Source organism: Coleofasciculus sp. F4-SAH-05 (assembly GCF_040222985.1).
Lineage (GTDB): Bacteria > Cyanobacteriota > Cyanobacteriia > Cyanobacteriales > Coleofasciculaceae > Coleofasciculus > Coleofasciculus chthonoplastes.
Window position 1 is genome coordinate 1 of sequence record NZ_JAVKBY010000094.1, and the last position, 18926, is coordinate 18926.

Consider the following 18926-nt stretch of genomic DNA (forward strand, 5'->3'; position numbering starts at 1 on the left):
ATCTTGCAATCTGCTTATAATTGACATTTCCCGTCATCAGACCCAAAAAAATAATAGATAAAACTACCCATAATTCGTGCCGTTTGCCTCGCTTGTTGCGAAAATCCTTGACTTTTTTGAATTCTTCAATTATCCTAGCAATCATGATTTTTTTGAAATTGAAAAAAGTGAGCTTTTCTTAATTTTACCGGAAAAAGTTCACTTTTCTTTTAAAGATTCCCCCGGACTTTGAAAACCCCCTGGGCTACAAGAGGGGGGATGACAGAGGATGCGAGAGCTTTTGTTGCACGGGAGAGGGGCTGGGGGTGAGGGCGCTTCCTATCGGTTTAATTCTGCGACAGATTCGACATCGATCCAAATAAAGGCAAAGGGGATAGGGAAAACCATCCTTGCACCCGCCCCGAAAATTGGCTCTGAAAATCACACGCGATCGCATCATTATCGATTAAGTAGGGGCAACCCGCTTGCACAAATGCACAATGGCGTCCACTCAATTGGATCGGGTCGCCCTTTACTCAACCCCTGGTGTTAGCCTCATCAATCAGTGCCCATGTCTATGCGCCCCTACGTTCAGATGCGATATCTGCTGAAATCTTGCACCATTCCCAGGCTTCACCACCTCTTGCCAAACCTTATCCAGCAAGTCGATTCACTTCATCTGGAGTAAGCTGATTGAATGATGTATAACTCAGGGTTTTAACCACGCATCGCTTTTAGGTGCGATCGCGTGCTAATTCGTAACTAATCAACCGATCACGACTCTATGACTTCAGCTTGGCAACAGGTTACTCTATCCAATTTACGTTTCTATCAGTGGCGCAGCGCTAGCTATTTATATCGCGTCGTAGGATTGCTGCAAGCTTGGCGGCGGGGGAGTTGGCTGCTTCAGTGGGCGGAACCCTTGGGCGCGTTGCTTGTGGCGATTGTGTTTGCGGTTGCGCCCTTTGTCTCTACTGCCCTCATCGGGGTGTTGTTAATTGCTTGTGCGGGGTTTTGGCTACTGCTGACTGTATCGGATGAGAGAGAACGCCCTCAGGTGACACCGATTCATCTGTTGGTTTTACTGTATTGGTCAATTGCCACCGTTGCCACAGCCATGTCCCCGGTGAAAGTGGCAGCCCGTCAGGGGTTGGTGAAACTGACGCTATACTTATTACTCTTTGCGTTAATGGCACGGGTACTCAGGTCAACCCGTCTGCGTTCGTGGGTAATCGGCGTTTTCCTGCATATTTCGTTAATTGTTAGCGTTTACGGGATACGACAGTGGTTTTTTGGCGCAGAAGCGTTGGCAACCTGGACTGATACTAATTCGGCGTCTGCGGATTTGACGCGGGTTTATAGCTATTTGGGGAATCCAAATCTATTAGCGGGTTATTTGATTCCGGCTGTGGCGTTGAGTTTAGCGGCGGTGTTTGCTTGGACGAGATGGCTTCCAAAAGCGTTAGCGTTAACCATGTTTGTGGTGAATTCCGCTTGTCTGGTTCTTACGTTTAGTCGCGGCGGCTGGATCGGTTTTGTCGCCTGTCTGTTTGTCTTCTCCGTTCTTGTCGTGTATTGGTATAGTCTCCAATTACCGGAAAAATGGCGTCCTTGGGCAATGCCTGCGATGCTGGGAAGTTGTGCGGCGGTAATTATTCTGGCGGTGCTATTTGTTGAACCGGTACGAGTGCGAGTGGCAAGTATTTTTGTCGGGCGGGAAGATAGTAGTAATAACTTCCGGATGAATGTATGGGCGGCGGTGATTGATATGATTCGCGATCGCCCGATTATTGGTATTGGTCCGGGAAACAATGCGTTTAATAAGATCTATCCCTTGTACCAACGTCCCAAATATACCGCGTTGAGTGCCTATTCTATCTTTTTGGAAGTGGCGGTTGAAACGGGTTTTATTGGCTTGTTTTGCTTTCTCTGGTTACTTGTGGTTACGGTGAATCGTGGTGTACAACAAATTAACCGACTCCGCGCCCTGGGGAATCCTCAAGGCTTTTGGTTAATTGCCGCGATCGCTACCATAGTGGGAATGTTGTCTCATGGTTTAGTAGATACAGTTTGGTATCGTCCTCAGGTGAGTACAGTATGGTGGTTGATGGTGGCAATTATTGCCAGTTATTATCTGCCGCCTCAAGCTGATACCTCAACGGCTGTGCAGGATAGCTAGTACCCACATTACTAAGAGGATAAAGCATTGTGCGATCGCAACCGCCTGTTGATTGGGTAGAGTGTGATACGTTCTCTCCGGAACAGGCTTCGCCAACGCGAATTTTTTGTAGAGTGAGTATTGTTGTGATTTTATAGTTGATTAAATATAGGATACACGACAATAATAAAGGGTGCGCGTCGGTGCGCCCCTACTGTCTTAATAATGATAGCGACAAGAAATAATCGTTAGATAATTATCATCTACCGCGTAGACAAGACGATTCGTATCATCAATACGACGTGACCAAAATCCCGATAAATTTTCTTTCAATGGTTCAGGTTTGCCAATCCCCTCAAAGGGAAGAATTTTAGTTGCCTTAATCAGTTTATTAATCCTCTTAAGAGTCTTCTTATCCTGATTTTGCCAATAAAGATAGTCCTCCCACGCTTCATCAGTCCAGGCTAACTTCCGATTACTCATCTACTAGATCTTTCTCTGTTACCTGTCCTTGTTTGTATTGGGCAATGGAGCGTTCTAAGTGGGCTGCATTGGTTGGAGACTTTAACAAATGAACGGTTTCGAGCAAACTATTGAAATACTCAAGGGACATAACGACGGCATCATCAGCATCCCGTCTGGTAATTATAGTATAGTCAGCATCATTAACCACCCGATCCAAAATGGCTTTCAGTTTATTTCTAGCTTCAGTAAACGTTACGACTTTCATCCCTAAAAGCTGTCGGCTTAATTGTACAAGTATAGCCTAGCTGATCTGAGTCTAGCAAGAAAGCGGCAGACCTAGCATACCGATCAAAGGTATTGTGCGATACGTTCCTTAGGAACAGGCTTCGCCAACGCGAGTTTTTTGTGGGGTGAGTATTGCTGTTATTTTATAGTTGGTTAAATGTAGGATGCAGGACAATAATATATGGCGCACGTCGGTGCGCCCCTACCGTCGAATATTTTCAATTTTATCCATCAGATGGTTTGTGTGTGACGCGCTTTTTCCAGTATCCAGGTTCTCGGCTACAATGCATAACCGCTACGATTAAAATGTAATTCTCCTCGACAGTGTATAAAATTCCATAAGGAAACTTGCGCGTCAGACATCGACGAATATCTTCTTCAACAAATGCCCAACGAGTCGGTGAGTCAACAATACGAAAAATTGTCTCTTCAACCGCATTGATAAATGCCTGATGCTCATTCAACCCGACGCTGTGAATAAAATTCAACCGCTTCACTATATTCCGTCAAAGCTGCTGGATGAAAGACGTATTTCATGACTCTAGAAGCCGCCTCACTTGAGCTAATGCTTCTTCTCCAGAAATGGGTTGAACTACACCACTGCGGATTTCATCTCGACGCTGCTTAGCTTCATTGAGCCAAAGCGTTTGCACTGTATCGTCCACATCAAATTCAAGACTTTCAACCAATTTCTCTGCCAACAACGCTCTCAATGGACTGGGTAAGGATAAAGCGTCTTTCATTACTTGCTCGACAGAAGCCATAATTCGATACAGGATAGGGATTAGTCTGAGTCTAGCAAGAAATCGGCAGACCTAGCATACCGCTCAAAGGCATGGTGCGATACGTTCCTTCGGAACAGGCTTCGCCAACGCGAGATTTTAGTAGACTGAGTATTGCTGTGATCTTATAGCTGGTTAAATATAGGATGCATGACAATAATAAAGGGCGCACGTCTGTGCGCCTCTACCGTCGAACAGGGAAGGATCGCATCCACTGAAAGTAAGCGCGATCGCGTTAGAATAGCAGTCGGTTAATCTGAAGCTGATTTTAGATGTCTTAACGGAGCCGTATTGACTGGATAATTTTCTTTGCTGCCTGTTGGGGCTTCGTGAACGTGCAACCATGTTTTATAATGAGAGAATCAAACTTGCTGAAAAACAGGGATGGAAAAACTGAAATTTATTGATTTATTTGCTGGAATTGGTGGATTTAGAATTGCCTTTGAAAGAACGGGCTATGAATGCGTATATTCTTGTGAAATCGATCCCAAGTGTCAGGAAGTATATTTTAATAACTTTTCAGATAAACCCGCAGGTGACATTACAAAAATAGACATTAATAGTATTCCTGCTTTTGATGTTTTAACGGCGGGGTTTCCTTGTCAGCCTTTTAGTATATGTGGTAAAAGAAAAGGTTTTCAGGATACACGAGGTACATTGTTTTTTCGCATTTGTGAAATAATCGCAGAAAAAAAACCTTCAGTTATTCTACTGGAAAATGTAAAATATTTAATGCATCAAGATAAAGGTAGAACGCTAAAGGTGATTTTGTACTCTTTAGAAGATTTGGGATATAAAGTCAATTATAGCCTGTTGAATTCTAAAGATTTTGGAGTACCCCAAAACCGGGAAAGAATAATTATTGTTGCTACCAAGAACAAAGAATTTAATTTTAATAAATTGAAAACAATAAATTCTAGAGCAAAATTAAGAAATTTTCTATCAGATTCTGATAATTTTGAATATTTAGAGCCGGACAGCTATACCTTAATAGATCAACCCAAACAACAGCAATCTGGATTAATTTTCGTAGGATATCGGAATAATAAGAGTATTTGGAAAAAAGGAGTTAGACCCAATACTCATCATTTATCTAGGGTTCACCATCAACCCAATAGAATTTATTCAGTAGAAGGCATACATCCTACAATACCTTCTCAAGAGACATCGGGGCGATTCTTTATTTATCTTCCTGAAGAAAACGCCGTCCGCAAATTGACGATTAAAGAATGTTATAGAATTATGGGATTTCCAGGGAATTTTAAACTCCACGGAAATTTAGGAGAATGTTACAAGCAGGTGGGAAACTCGGTCTGCATTCCCATGGTTTCTGAAATTGCTTATCAATTAAAGGAACAAATATTTATTGGTAGTCAGAAAGAAGAAAAGGAAAATGATTTTATAGCTGAAAAGGAAGAAAAGTTTATTCAATTACAAATACCGTGATTACGCTTATGAATCACCAGAAAAAATGCAAGGCTTAATATTATAGTTATAGTGGACTGAGAGAATAAGGCATTTAGGGATCGCAACCGCCTGTTGATTGGGTATTGTGCGATACGTTCCTTCGGAACAGGCTTCGCCAACGCGCGATTTTAGTAGACTGAGTATTGCTGTGATCTTATAGTTGGTTAAATATAGGATGCACGACAATAATAAAGGGCGCACGTCTGTGCGCCCCTACCGTCGAACAGGGAAAGATCGCATCCACTGAAAGTAAGCGCGATCGCACTTCGGGAAAGTATAGATGCGATCGCGTTAGAATAGCAGCAGGTTAATCCAAAGCTGATTTGAGTATGCCAATTACATTGCCACCAGAACTGGAACAGTTTATCAACAATCAGGTTGCTAGCGGCAAGTATGCCTCTACTGATGAAGTCTTCTTGGCTGGTATTAAGCTGCTACAGGAACGAGAAAATCTTTATCAAGGACGCTTTGAAGAATTACGCCGCGAGATTATGGTTGGAGTTGAAGAGGCTGAACGAGGCGAATTGTTAGACGCAGAAACCGTTATAATTGGGCTGCAAGAGAAATTGCAACAGCGTCGCGCTTAGGCTAATTGATGAGCAATGTTTGCCGAATTACACCGACAGCAAGCCGAGATATAGAGAGTATTATGGACTATCTTTTTATCGTTTGGTTCCAAATGGAATCGAGGTGATGCGGGTAGTGGGCGGTTATCGAGATCTGGAGGCGCTATTTGTGGAAGATGATCAAGACTGAGCGATCACATACACCGACACAGAAACGCGATCGCTCTGTGTATATTGGACTTAGGGCAAGAGCATTACAACAGAAAGTATATGTCTACTTATCATGAAGTACGTCGTCTAGCTGAAAACCTTACTCCTGATGAGCAAATGCAGCTGATAGAAGAATTGTTCAGCTTAATTCATCAACGAGTGACGTTAGCACCTAAGCCCAAACGTAGCATCTTGGAGTTGCGAGGGCTAGGTAAAGAAATTTGGAATGGCATGGATGCTCAAGACTATGTTAATCAGGAACGAGACTCATGGAATGGATAGCCCAGTTACAGGGGCAAGTCGTTGGTTTGGATAGTGCACCACTGATTTACTTTATAGAGGAAAATCCGACTTACTTGGAGATGACTGACGCTTTTTTTGAGGCAATGGTGCGCGGTGAGTTTAGGGTTGTAACCGAGGGTGATAACTTTGTTAGAAGTGCTAGTTTATCCTCTACGGCGAGGGAACACAATACTGGCTCAACAATATCGTGACATCTTGTTTAATGAAGAAGGTTTTACGACTATCGAAGTGTCTGTAGCTATTGCTGAGGAAGCTTCACAACTCCGGGCAGCTTACAATTTGAGAACGCCTGATGCAATTCAAATGGCTACAGCAATTCGTCAATGTGCTTCGTTTTTTTTGACTAATGATGCGCGTTTATCTTCTTTACCAGGGTTGGCAGTTTTGGTGTTAGAGGAATTGAGAGCTTGATTTTTAGTGGAGAGCGATCGCACTTCCTAGCTGGTACTGGAGAATCATGGCACGGACTTGCTTAACTTGATAGGTTTTCGCTTGTGAGCTTTTGGCTTGCATTGGATCATTTTAAGGAGAGTCTTGAATATCTGAAAAATTTACTCTGTCCTCCCAATCAAGGGGCATAGACATCTCACCTAAGTCCAGCGTGCATTGAACCCAATCTATCTGATCAACTATACGGGAACGCAGACGTCTTACTAAAGTACTCCACGATTCGATATCACCCACGTCTGAAATTGCTTTAATTTCAGCGAGTTCGCTTGCATCCAGCAGCACTGGCTGGGCTAGTTGTACATAATAGGGCGGACGGAGTTCGGTAGTAAAGCTAACGGAATAGCTTTTGGCATTACAGTTATCATCAACCTGACTCAAGACACGTACAACAGCCGTCACCTGTGATGAGCCAAGAGGCTTATTAGTTGTAATGTTACGAAGATGACTCGGACAGATGCGTATATCGTCTTGCTGGACATTTAATTTCCTGTCAGAGAAACACGCCAACGCATAATGGCTCTCCTTTTTTCTGCCAGAAGGCAAAGACGCACGGCTGGTGACAAAGTAGTGAATTGGTAATTTTCGTGTTTGTCCTTGTGTGTCAACATAAGCGTTCCACAAGACTACTTCAGTCGGTGCCACGTCGATCATCTTTGGTTTGCTGGGCATCGGAGAAAAAATCGCAGGCAAAGACAGTATGTCACGGGCAGCAACTTGAGCATTTTTACCCAGAGACTGCCCAATCCCCCATAAAAAGTACCCGTTACCTAATTGCCGTTCCCATTCCTTCCTGCGGATAATTGCTGTCAACTCTTCGCTAGCCTCTGTACCCATTTTTGTCCAGCAGAATGCCGGCGGCAACTTGCTCATTGTCATATGCGTCTCCAAGTGCTTAAATCATACCAGCAGGTGAAGGAATGTTGCTTATGGTTATCATAAGGACTGAAAGGGCTAAACAAAAAGACAGATTACATCGCAGGAGATTCACTTGACCACGCCTGATCGCCAGATTGATATGATTTTGGGGTCACTAGAGTCTGCTGGCTTCCCGCGCAGCCTGCAAAATCTCTTGCTGCCGGAGTGGGTGACACCAGAAGTTTTATCGGATGCCACAGTATCATCGGAGATTGCGGCAATTCTGGCAAAACGATTGGGTCTTCGTGCTAGTCCTCTTTTCGCTGCCAATCCGCAGGTAGAATCGCTTCGGCGACGAGAAATTAAGTATAAGCGATCAATTCCGAACCAGTCAAAGAACTTAACGGCTGCCACATCAATTGCTGTTAGCGTTGCTGAATCTGTAGCAGTAGCTGCAAGGGTGAAATTCAGTCCGTTTGTAGGTAGTGCTGCCAATCTCCGCCAAGAGGTGCTTGCTGATTTTCCAGGTAAATGGCTGGGGCTGAGAAATTTGTTGATGAGTTGCTGGTCTCATGGTGTACCTGTGGTTTATTTAGCACAACTCGGTCAAGGTGTGGCGAAGATGGATGGCATGGTGGTTTATACAAGCGATCGACCAGTCATTATCTTATCAAAAGCGTCACCCCTTTGGGCATGGCAACTCTTTATCTTGGCTCACGAAATTGCCCACATAGTGCTTGGGCATGTACTACCGGGTGACATATTAGTCGATGAGAAACTAAGTGAAGATTTATATATCTCAAAGGATAATGATTTGGATGAGCGTGCAGCAGATAAGTTTGCGATCGAGTTATTAAACGGTAGGACAGAAGCAACTTATTCTTTGGCAAGTCAGGCTAATTTTAGGGAATTGGCGGATACTGCATATAATTTTGGTACGGCAAACAAAATCGATCCCGGACACATCGTATTGAATTTTGCGAATCAGTCTCGTCAATGGGGTATTGGCATTGAGGCTGCAAAGTTTTTGCAGGGAGAGAACCTACCTGCCTCGGCTGTAATTAGTGAAGCGATGTGGGGCGGCATTAACCCTGAAGCACTACCAATGGATACTATTGAATTTCTGACTAGGATTACTGATTCTTACGCTGAATTTGAGCGGGTGGCTAGTTCATACGTTGCTTTATGGTAGCTCATGAACCAGTCACTTGCAATCGATAATGATGCCTTGCTCAAACTCGCTCGTTACGGGTTGCTGAATGAAGCCTTAGCTCTATTTAACTGTACCTCCACCAATGTTAGTGTACTTGCAACGGCTAAATACAAGCTCTTACCTGCTAAAAATCGCTTGCAGCTTTGTAAAGATGAAGAAAGTGCTACTAGATTGGAAGCATTCCTAAGAACCTCTAATCAACTGGATGCTGGATTGGCAGTGGGTGCTGGATTGGCAAACCCGGATGTGTTTGACACACTGAACGCTGTTCCTGATATTGATACTGGAGAAGCTCTATTGTTCGCAGTGGGTGCTAATAATAGCAACATACTCATAACTACAGGCGACAAACGCTCTCTAAAGGCGCTTTGTTCTCATGATTCTGTTGCTGATATCTCCAAAGCGCTAACAGGTCGTGTAGTCTCGATAGAAGTGCTATTCTCTATGTTAGCGGACTATCAATTTGCCCTCATTCAAGAACGTGTAAGAGCCAAACCTGATGTTGATAAGACGTTGAAAATAGTCTTCGGAGTAAAAGCCCCGGCTGATTTTGAATCAGTCAAGCAGGGCTTTGCTTCCTACATCAATGACTTACGGAGCAAAACTGGTACTTTGCTTTATTTACCATCAAGTTAATTTCTCAGGAGAACTGCATAAGGTTCCTTAACGCGAGCAACAAGCTCAATGTGCTTTACAACCTGTTCATTGTGTGAATCTAATAGCTCTCGATGCTTGTAATGAAAGCATCCTTTGTCTACCTGACCAATCAAATACTTATCGGCTTTACGCCCACGGCTAGGACCCACTCCAACCTGTAATTCGCCTAGAGCCAAGTCGAATTCCTCCACCCGCAGCTCATCCAGAACCAACGCATAACGAGACCCGCGAACTTCTATGCCTTTGGGAATTGGCTGCCAATTCACACCGTCATCGGAATACTGCTTAGCAATTTCTGGCGGGGCTGCATGCTTAGAGTCTATTTTTTGCATAACAATGAGAACTTGGTTGCCGCTTTCTTCCACCTCTTTGGCAAACGGTTGAACCATAGTCAGAGGATGGCAGGTATTACCGCCATAGCCCCAAAAAATTGAACCTGCCTCTTCAAACTCGCGTTGTTTCCGCTTAACGATATCTTCGATGCTTTCTTGCGCGTGCAAACCGACTTTCATAAATATCAGACCGGCTTTTTTAATCGAGTCGTCCATGGTTCACCTCAAGTTTTTCAAGTATGTAAAGCTGATCCGATTCTCTTCCTGGGTTCAGCCTCGTCCGCTCACGTACATATCGAAAGCGCAATGGAGAATTCTTACCGTAGAAATTCTCAAGTCTTGCCAACTCAAGAGGTTCTGATGTTGTTTCCATAAGACTGGGATCAATACGACGAAACAAACAAGAACATGAACGCAGATCAGGGGCATCGTCTAGGTGGTAAGAGTGCAATTGTGGCAGCAGTTCGGACACTACATATCCAAGTTCAAGCGCACGGCGTTGCGTATCGCGTAATACTTCCTGAGTCCACATTAGATCAGGATCGTCCGCTATAACAACGATGCCCAGGCTTTTTTCCTTAGTTGCCTGACTGCCGCGCTCGAAAAAAGCGATAACACTTTCTCCACTGTTACTTGCTCCCCAAGGCGGATTGATATGAAATCCATCATACATACCAAAATGCTTTTGGGGGAGCGCGTCTGCCACATTATAAAGATAGGCTGAAATCTCAATCTTAGGGTAAAGCTTCTCGCCGAATCGCCGCACGGAATTGACGATCCGCTCATCAAAATCAAGTAAAGTAATTGACTTTGGTCCATAATTGATGACGTTTTGGGCTTTCAAATGAGCAGCAGACAGGGCAATCCCATCACCATCCCCGACAAATACAACATCCTTGCTGTCAAAAACACGAGCCACGTACTCTGCTTGGATCACCATATCGGCGACCTTCATGTATATTTGATCAAATTCGCGAAGAGGGATTGGTCGGTTCTGAACAACATCTGAAATTGCATTGATCGCCTTTCGCAAGTCAAACTCCATAGAAATCCCTATCCCCTATCAGGATATTAAATTAAATTAAAGATTGAATATTACCAAATAGACTCAAGATTCAGGACAAATCCAGGTAGTACAGTTTCCCCGGAGAGGGTAGACGGAGATTCAAGCACTTCAATCTCTTGACCGGGGCGATAAATTTCAACTTGCCTAAATTTCCGATTAATTAACCAACCTAAGCGGACACCCTTCTCTAAATACTCTTTCATTTTATCCTGAGTGTCTTTCAAGTAGAGACGCGCCATGGCGCGTCTCTACAATGGTCATGTCACTTTCACCCTAATGCTTTTAGTGATGTGCGTTTTACATTTAATTCGTCCCACCTACTTAGCTGATCTGATTAGACAAAGATACTGGAGAGATTGTTTTGGATGACACTAGCTTGCGTCCAATTTACCACAGCTAGGCGATCGCTACCGGCAAAAATTTCTGCTCCATTTGTGCTATCAAAGATAGACAGATCATCTGTGGTTAAACCTGATCCGAGTTGGAAGATGGTTTGATCCAGTTGGAAGTTGTGGATGCTATCGAAGCCATCGCCTAATTCTAGGATAACCGTATCTTGACCGCCACCGAGCCAAATAGTATTGTTGCCTAAACCACCATAGATGATATTGTCGCCATTACCCACGTAGATGGTATCGTTTCCAGCACCAGCATCGATGAAATTATTACCGTCACCCGTGTCAATCCGGTCAATTCCAACACCTCCATAGATGATATTGTCGCCATTACCCACGTAGATGGTATCGTTTCCATCCCCAGCATCGATGAAATTATTACCGTCACCCGTGTCAATCCGGTCAATTCCAGTACCACCATAGATGGTGTTATCACCCTGATTGGCGTAGATGGTATCATTTCCATCCCCAGCATCGATGAAATCATCCCCATCACCCGCGTCAATCCGGTCAATTCCAGTACCACCATAGATGGTGTTATTCCCTTGATTGGCGTAGATGGTATCATTTCCATCCCCACCATCAATGAAATCATCCCCATCACCGGCGTCAATCCGGTCAATTCCAGTACCACCATAGATGATATTGTCGCCATTACCCACGTAGATGGTATCGTTTCCAGCACCAGCATCGATGAAATTATTACCGTCACCGGCGTCAATCCGGTCAATTCCAGTACCACCATAGATGGTGTTATCACCCTGATTGGCGTAGATGGTATCATTTCCACCTAAACCATCAATGATATCGTTGTCAGGAGTACCAAAAAGAATATCCGATTTTTCTGTCCCGACAATTTCGAGAATCTCGTTTCCATCGGTGACACCAATTGTAAATTCCTTCCAGAAAATGCCACCATTACCATCAGAGGTTTGGACGCGAATGTTATAGGAATTCTGGGTTTCGTAATCGAAGGAGGCTTTGGTTTTTAGGGTATTGCCGACAATTTCAAATACGTTATTGTCCGTATCTCCTGTGCCAGAAACTAAACTATAGGAATGGGTTTCTCCTAACTCAGAATCTACAGAAGAAAGAGTACCAACGGCTACACCAATCGGTAAATTTTCGGCGACTGCAGTATTCGTCAGAGCAATATCAGTAGGATCGGCGCTGAAGACAAGTGCTGTATCAATCTGGTTTTGTAAAGCTGTACCCGTGTTCTCTTCTATGGCTTGGGTAATGGTTTTATTTCCGTTGAGAACATCTTGGATATCTTGTTTGGTTTCAGCCAATGCCACCTTTTCTACTTTGGCAAATTGCACTTCCAGAGATTCTATGGGCAACGTATTCGCAAAATCCTGAATAGTTTGGTTGGCGGCGGCGATGATTTGAGCGAATCCTTGGATAAGGCTGGTGTTTCCAGCTGGAATTCCCGCGCCATTGGTGATAATCGGTTCCAATTGGGTAGGATTCGTTAAATCTAAGGGTATACCACTTTGGATTTTATTGGCGATTGCCCCTACCAGATTATCCAGGATTTGACTTGGGGAGGCGTTGGCGAAGTGTGAAACAATGGTAGCCGCTTGGCTGATTAAGATGGCGATTTGGCTATGGGCGGTATAGGCGGTAACGGCATCAGTTTGATTATTATTGATCGCCTCTACGGGATTGAAGGTATTGATGTCAATGGTATTGGGAATTGAGAAGGCGTTAGTGAATAAATCATTGGCTTGCTGTTGCGTCAATCCGCGTCGGATTAATTCAGCGATGACAGTAGTTAATGGGGTTACTACAGAGGCATCAGGGCTGGCGATGAAGGCGGTGTCTTGTGTTAATCCTGTGGCGGTGTTAATTCCACCCAGGGAGACGATTTGACCTTCAGAGATGTCGAGAATTCCGTCACTATTGGTGTCATAGATAAGTAAGTCATCGGTAAAGGTAAAGGAGCCTTGGGCATCGGTGATAGCGAAGGATTCGTTGTTGTCTAATTCTCCGTTACGATTGGCGTCGAAGAAGACTGTTGCACCAATAATGTCGTTGTTGGTTACTTTTCCAAGCAGATCAATCGTAAAGTCAAAAGTATCTTGGACATCAAAATCTATACCCGCCGGATTATTAGTAGTATCTGAGTCAGATACTTCGACACTAACGGTATAGCCTCCGTTGAACAAGAACCCTAAAAATGGTTTAACCTGAAACTCAAGATTAGTTAAATCTATTGAATCAAAAGGATTGAATAGATTGTTGACTCCTGATGTCGAATCATATACTGTCAATGCTCCTTTGTTCACAATCACATTGTAGGTTAAGTCACCACTCCCCAGGTAAGGCAAGGCTGTAAACGTTTCACCTGCAGCACCTGTAACACCAGTGTTTTCTGGTAAATTACCTGGCATACCATCTAACAAATCTAGAAATGTATGAAATTGTTCTTGAAGATCAGGTTGTGTTTTGACTTGAGCATCATCCGTCAGCGACTGAGAGCCAGGTAAGAATTTAGCACCACCTTCAGAACTGGAATATTCTTCTAAAATGGCTTTATTGGTAATGATCGTCTCGTCGGCAAGATTATCATCTACTTCTAAGTCGTAAGTTATGACTACAACGTTATCGCCACTGGTAGAATTATAAGCGGCGATCGCACCTGTAGCAGAATCATTTAAGCGAATCCCATTACCAAAGAGATCATCAGGAGTACCGCTTATTCCGTCAGGACCACCGCCTAAAAACTCAATGTCACTGGAATTAATCAAAGCACCATTCCCATAAGCCACTTGAAGATTTAGCCCGCCGATGGGTATCTTTAATCCTGTGGGCAGATTATCTTTAATCAGTACATCAAATGCACCATTAGGACTTGTGCCAGTGTTTTCCAGAATGATGGCATAGGTGACTAAATCCGCTATTAAATTATTATCTCCATTATGAGCTGGATTACTATTCAAAGCATCACTCAAATCAGCCGTTATATCACTATCGAAATAATTAGTGGTGCTAAGAGTCTCGGAGTCAATTGTTCCAGTGAATCTTACCCCTGGGGTTCCAGGAGCAGTAAATCCAAGGGTGGGAGGATTGGGAGAATTTCCAATAACAGGGAAAAATTCGCTAAACACAGCATTAGCTTCGCTGGTTGCGACTACACCCTGAGTAATCTTGAGTTCTGGTTGCGCTAATTCAAGTAAGGCATATTTAGCAAAGGCGCGAGAACCACCATTGGTACTACCCTCTTGTTCATAAACCAGATTAGTTAGTAACAGGTTATTTTCGGTTACCTGATCTCCTACTTCTAAGGTATAGAGAAGGTCAATAGTTTGGGGTGCAACGGTGCCAGGATCGTCAAAGTTTCCGTAGTTGAACAGCAAAGAATTGTTTTGACGCCCAACAGAAAGATTTGGACCTGTCGAGGGTATGATTGGATTGACGCTAAGCGTATCCATCGGACCATAAACGATTTGCTCTAAAACAGGTGGTCCACTGTGTACCGTTGTTATATCTAATCGACTGAGACTTTCATTGAAAACAGGTAAAGGAAGGAAAGATGTAAATTTTAGCTGTTCTATGTCGGCAAAAGGCAGAGTATATTTGATCCGATAAGTAACTTCATCCCCAGCTACAACAGTATTACCAGTTTTCAGATTCCCATCACTGTCCTTAATCTGAAAAACGCTTACTTCATAGCCATCATCTTGTCCCGAATTGCTATTAAATTTACCACGAGGTAAGTAGAAGTATGTGCTACTAGAATCTGACTCATTGAAAGGTAAATTATTTCCAGTGTCGATATGAGGAGCGAAGTTTTGACCAGGATTAACATTTAAAACATCCCCTGTAATTGTGGCATTATTCCTGAAAAAGTCACCATTGTCAACCGATGTATCAGGAAAACTTCCCGTAAAATCTTCCTGTATTACTGTGCGGAATTTTATTTGCCCTGTAGTTGCACCAAAAGTAGCACCATAACCACCTGAGTCAAAAATATTCCCACCTAATAATTTATCATTAGGATTAGACTGTGGAGCTAATGACAATAACGCTTGAGAAATATCTAAGTTAACTGTGCCACTACTACCCCCACTTGGATCGACAAAAGTGAAGTCTCCAGAGTTGGTAAATGAACCGGTAGTAACGACATTATGCTCGTTAATTGTAAAAGTCGGGGTGAAACTGGTATCGAATTTCTGACCATCGGAAAATATATCATTGATATTGACATTCCCGAAGGCGAAATAATCAGACACCTGGAAATTCATGGTGTATTCAATCACATCTCCCGGACTTAATCCTAGTGCTTTGGTATCACCATTTGGTAATACTCGATTCCAGGTTTTTTGAATAGCGAGTGACCGATCATATAGAGTATGAGTTGCATTGGGTTCAATGAAGGTGGTGGCAGTATTATCTGGAGGATTGTAGGGTCCGGCGAAAGGTTGACCATCTCGTGGATCTAGCGGATTCCATACAAGACTTGGATCTAATTTAGCGATATCTGTTGAAGTAACTGCATTCCCAGTTTGAGGGTTGATAACGTCAGTAGTACTGTTGTCTAAGAGTGGGATATAGAAATCAAAATTGAGGCTGGCATTACCTGTTACAGGATTAGGAAAGGCAGCAATTAGAGTACCACCTGAACCAGGGGGAGTTTTAGTTATAGTAGGTGTACCGCCACTCGTACTAACAACACTCTTAAACTGGAGATTATCGGGCAAAATATCCTGAATTGCCAGGTTATCGATTGTCTGTCCCGGCGCAATACCCACTGAGATATTGTACTGTTTACTGAAGTTTTCTCCAGTGACAGTTTCGTTTTCCGGACCTGTGTAGTGTTTCCGAATTCGGTACAGCAGCGGTTTTAAATAATTTTCGGTAACGTCGTCATTTGATTCCATTATTGGATCAATTGGCTGACTGTTCGATACGGCATTTGCACCCAACCGGAAACCACCGCTAGTAGAGAGCTTGAGCGGCTGATTATAGTCAGCTAAATTACTGATCTGAACGTCAATTTCAAGTTTAGCATCGGGTTGATCTGGGGTAAAACTACCTTGAGGTAAGGGTATTACATATAATGTATCTCCTTGATTAAATCCTGATGGAACTTCGATTGTGCCAGCATAAGGATGATCTACTACAAGATTTCCAGAGTTATCAAGGTAGATGGTTGCTAATATTGGTTGTATCCCCAAAACACTCAGAGGAACCGAATGCAACCCATCGCTAATCGTATTACCAGTATCAGGGTCAACAACCGATGAAATATCTTGGTCAAGAATGTATCGTATGCCGTTAGGAATCAGGGTAAGACCATCATAAGTATCTGTCATTACCCCATTGTCATCAGCCATCCCATCAGTACCAGTGGTATCGAGGTACAAATTGACAAAAGGAGCATAACCGACATTTCCGGGAGAAGAGGCGACGTTGTCGAAGCTAACTATAAATGTGCGCCTTTCTCCAATTAAGGGGTAAGCACCTGTGATATCAACAACGGTTGTGTCTGGAATGGGTTTATCGGTTTCTTGACCAAGGACAACATAAGTAGTACCCACACCACCGTTAGTACCGGGTGCACCAATTAAAAAGTCATCAATTCCATCACCATTTACATCTCCGGCATCACTTACTGAAAACCCAGTTAAATCATTAGCTGCAAGACCATCAATTTCAACGAACCAACCCTGATCTGGTGCTAAACTATTAAGATCAAGTTTTGGATTTGAGCCAAAGCCTCCTTGACGACCATAAACTACATATACTTGACCAGAATCGTTGAGACTATTGGTATCTGCATAAGGTGCGGCAATCAGGAAATCATCAATTCCATCACCATTGACATCTCCGGCGGCGCTAATTGCGTAACCTAAGAAGTCATTGTTATTCAGACCATCAATATAAAAGCCATCTGTACCAGTACCATTAATTATGCTGCTAGTAGTCAGAGTTGATGGGAAGCCTGAGTTGTTGCCATAGACGACATAAGCGCGACCTTGAAGATTGAGAGCTGGTGAAGGTGCAGTAACAATGACTGGTGAAGGTGCAGTAACAATGAAGTCGTCATTGCTATCTCCGTTAATATCGCCGGCGCTACTGACTTTCCAGCCTAATATTTCTTGTGAAGCGGCTTGAAATATAAAACCATTGGCACCAGTTAAACTTGTAGTAGACGTAGCTATACTCCCGCGTGTGCCATTGCCAAAGACTACATAAGTTTCCCCATTGAAATTATTAGTATCAGGCGCACCGATAATTACATCATCTTTATTGTTTCCATTGATATCTCCACTTCCCACTGAGAATCCTAAACCTTTTGGGTTAGGACTAGGATTAGGATCGCTAAAGGTCAGAAAATCGGTAGGAGGAGCAGTACTAATATCGAATGTACCTGAGTGACCACCATTAAGATTTGTACCGAAGATGACATGAACATTTCCATTATTAGAATCAGCAGCCGGATCTCCAATAATCACATCATCTGTGCCATCACCATCGATATCTCCGCTACTAACTGACCATCCTAATGCGTCTGAAATATTTGCATTACTATCGCTATTAACAATAGTAAAGCCTTGCCCTAGTAAGCTGGTTACATCGGTAGCTATAGACCGACTTATATCACCATAAAGGACATAAGTTCGACCTTGATTATTTGTGTTGTTAGCAAAAGGATCACCAATAATGATGTCATCTGTGCCATCACCATTAATATTGCCAATACTTACTGATACTTGCGGCGAAAATTGGGAATTTAGGGAAATAGTCTGAGTAGAAGAAGTGGTTAAATCATTGCTGCCAAAAACGACATGAAGTTCACCCAAACCCGAACCAGCTCCCGGCGCACTAATCAGGAAATCATTAAACCCATCTCCATCAAAGTCACCGTTACCTTTGACTACAGAACCGAACCCAAATAGATTGCCGAGAATTTCATCAATGACGAAACCGTTGGGTATAGTGGATGGTGCGATATTGATAGGCATAGCGTTTATTTATCCAAAATTTAGATGATTTTGTCTGCCACTATCCCCCTTGGGATTGGGATATCGTCTAAATCTATTATCTGGACTATTCTCAGAAGTTTACGCATTTACTACAAAAGTTTACAATGCCCTAGTATTTTGACGGGGTTGTGGGTTTTCCCTGATGATTGTTTACATCCACAAATTGGCGGGATTATCCTTGTCGTCTTCCCACTTAGCCGGATTATTGATAATATAGTCTCGAATTCGGTCTAATGAGCCATCAGCGCGAATGATGTGGTCATAAAATCGCGGTTGCCAAGCAAAAGATTCGTGACCGTTTTGCCTACACCAGCGAGTGACAGATGATTTGTAACCATTGACGATAGATTGCAATGAATTTGGCTTTAGTGGTCCAAATTTGTTGGCAGAATCTTTTGACTGGGTTGGGGATTGGTGTAGAGACGTGCCATGGCGCGTCTCTGTATTATGTGGGCGGTCGATTACAATAATTCCATGTATATGATTGGGCATGATCACATAGGCATTAATACACACATATTTGAAATGAGTGGGAATTTCTGCACAGCATTGTTGGGCGATTTGCCCAATCTTGGATAGGTGTATTTCTCCTGATATTACATCACCAAAGAAAAACGTGCGATCGCGTGTACAAATGGTGACGAAATACCAGCCATTTGCGCTATAGTCTCTGTGGGGTAATCGGGTGGATTCAACCCGATATTTTCCTTTGTACAAGGTCATGGGTTTGTACAGGGTTATCGGTTTT

The 18926-nt window shown here is 43.2% G+C and carries 16 protein-coding genes and 3 pseudogenes; 8 read left to right on the top strand and 11 right to left on the bottom strand.

Going from position 1 to position 18926, the window contains the following annotated elements; all coding sequences use genetic code 11:
* A partial coding sequence (locus tag RIG27_RS11850) for a transposase family protein (RefSeq protein ID WP_446345355.1) occupies positions 1-145 on the bottom strand: 145 nt, incomplete at its 3' end.
* 618 nt (positions 146-763) lie between these two features.
* Here RIG27_RS11850 and RIG27_RS11855 point away from each other — a divergent pair.
* Positions 764-2158, top strand: a complete 1395-nt coding sequence (locus RIG27_RS11855; protein ID WP_446345329.1) for an IctB family putative bicarbonate transporter — start codon at positions 764-766, stop codon at positions 2156-2158.
* Between the two features lie 198 nt (positions 2159-2356).
* On the opposite strand, the gene RIG27_RS11860 is transcribed toward RIG27_RS11855, so the two are convergent.
* The 4 genes and pseudogenes from RIG27_RS11860 to RIG27_RS11875 form a co-directional block, all read right to left on the bottom strand.
* On the bottom strand, positions 2357-2620 hold the full coding sequence (locus RIG27_RS11860) for a Txe/YoeB family addiction module toxin (RefSeq protein WP_446345331.1): 264 nt from the start codon (positions 2618-2620) through the stop codon (positions 2357-2359).
* Positions 2613-2867 (bottom strand): type II toxin-antitoxin system Phd/YefM family antitoxin, encoded by a 255-nt coding sequence (locus RIG27_RS11865; RefSeq protein WP_446345333.1) that lies wholly within the window; start codon positions 2865-2867, stop codon positions 2613-2615. The genes RIG27_RS11860 and RIG27_RS11865 overlap by 8 nt, the downstream gene beginning before the upstream one ends.
* A gap of 244 nt (positions 2868-3111) precedes the next feature.
* Positions 3112-3424 (bottom strand): annotated as a pseudogene (locus RIG27_RS11870) (type II toxin-antitoxin system RelE/ParE family toxin).
* Entirely contained in the window at positions 3421-3651 is a 231-nt protein-coding gene (locus RIG27_RS11875) for an addiction module protein (protein WP_446345335.1), read from the bottom strand. The pseudogene RIG27_RS11870 and the gene RIG27_RS11875 overlap by 4 nt, the downstream one beginning before the upstream one ends.
* 402 nt (positions 3652-4053) lie before the next feature.
* Between RIG27_RS11875 and RIG27_RS11880 the strand changes: the two genes are divergently transcribed.
* The 5 genes and pseudogenes from RIG27_RS11880 (at position 4054) to RIG27_RS11900 (ending at position 6626) form a co-directional block, all read left to right on the top strand.
* Positions 4054-5115 (top strand): DNA cytosine methyltransferase, encoded by a 1062-nt coding sequence (locus RIG27_RS11880; RefSeq protein WP_446345337.1) that lies wholly within the window; start codon positions 4054-4056, stop codon positions 5113-5115.
* 350 nt (positions 5116-5465) lie between these two features.
* Positions 5466-5723, top strand: coding sequence for a type II toxin-antitoxin system ParD family antitoxin (locus RIG27_RS11885; RefSeq protein ID WP_446338456.1), 258 nt, complete (start codon positions 5466-5468; stop codon positions 5721-5723).
* A 19-nt stretch (positions 5724-5742) separates the two neighbouring features.
* Positions 5743-5892: a hypothetical protein gene (locus tag RIG27_RS11890; protein WP_446345339.1), complete on the top strand. Its 150-nt coding sequence runs from the start codon at positions 5743-5745 to the stop codon at positions 5890-5892.
* Between the two features lie 80 nt (positions 5893-5972).
* Complete coding sequence (locus tag RIG27_RS11895; RefSeq protein WP_446345341.1) at positions 5973-6194, top strand: hypothetical protein; 222 nt, start codon at positions 5973-5975, stop codon at positions 6192-6194.
* Positions 6182-6626 (top strand): annotated as a pseudogene (locus tag RIG27_RS11900) (type II toxin-antitoxin system VapC family toxin). Before RIG27_RS11895 ends, RIG27_RS11900 begins: the two are co-directional and overlap by 13 nt.
* Positions 6627-6737: 111 nt before the next feature.
* Here the strand turns inward: RIG27_RS11900 and RIG27_RS11905 are convergent.
* The gene (locus RIG27_RS11905) at positions 6738-7535 is read right to left on the bottom strand and encodes a hypothetical protein (RefSeq protein WP_446345343.1); all 798 of its coding nucleotides are present in this window, start codon (positions 7533-7535) and stop codon (positions 6738-6740) included.
* A gap of 118 nt (positions 7536-7653) precedes the next feature.
* On the opposite strand from RIG27_RS11905, the gene RIG27_RS11910 reads away from it, so the two are divergent.
* Together RIG27_RS11910 and RIG27_RS11915 are read left to right on the top strand one after the other, a co-directional pair.
* Positions 7654-8712: an ImmA/IrrE family metallo-endopeptidase gene (locus RIG27_RS11910; RefSeq protein WP_446345345.1), complete on the top strand. Its 1059-nt coding sequence runs from the start codon at positions 7654-7656 to the stop codon at positions 8710-8712.
* Between the two features lie 3 nt (positions 8713-8715).
* Positions 8716-9369 carry a hypothetical protein gene (locus tag RIG27_RS11915; RefSeq protein ID WP_446345347.1) on the top strand — a complete coding sequence of 218 codons (654 nt, stop codon included), beginning with the start codon at positions 8716-8718 and terminating at the stop codon, positions 9367-9369.
* Here the strand turns inward: RIG27_RS11915 and RIG27_RS11920 are convergent.
* From RIG27_RS11920 to RIG27_RS11940, 5 genes and pseudogenes are all read right to left on the bottom strand, one after another.
* Positions 9366-9938 carry a hypothetical protein gene (locus tag RIG27_RS11920; protein ID WP_446345349.1) on the bottom strand — a complete coding sequence of 191 codons (573 nt, stop codon included), beginning with the start codon at positions 9936-9938 and terminating at the stop codon, positions 9366-9368. The two genes, RIG27_RS11915 and RIG27_RS11920, sit on opposite strands and share 4 nt — an antisense overlap.
* The gene (locus RIG27_RS11925) at positions 9922-10767 is read right to left on the bottom strand and encodes a bis-aminopropyl spermidine synthase family protein (RefSeq protein WP_446345351.1); all 846 of its coding nucleotides are present in this window, start codon (positions 10765-10767) and stop codon (positions 9922-9924) included. The genes RIG27_RS11920 and RIG27_RS11925 overlap by 17 nt, the downstream gene beginning before the upstream one ends.
* Before the next feature lie 50 nt (positions 10768-10817).
* Positions 10818-11012: pseudogene (locus RIG27_RS11930) on the bottom strand (Uma2 family endonuclease); the annotation flags it as partial.
* A 110-nt stretch (positions 11013-11122) separates the two neighbouring features.
* Positions 11123-18157, bottom strand: a complete 7035-nt coding sequence (locus RIG27_RS11935; protein ID WP_446345353.1) for a hypothetical protein — start codon at positions 18155-18157, stop codon at positions 11123-11125.
* A gap of 171 nt (positions 18158-18328) precedes the next feature.
* Positions 18329-18901 carry a transposase gene (locus tag RIG27_RS11940; RefSeq protein WP_446345357.1) on the bottom strand — a complete coding sequence of 191 codons (573 nt, stop codon included), beginning with the start codon at positions 18899-18901 and terminating at the stop codon, positions 18329-18331.
* Positions 18902-18926 lie beyond the last annotated feature (25 nt).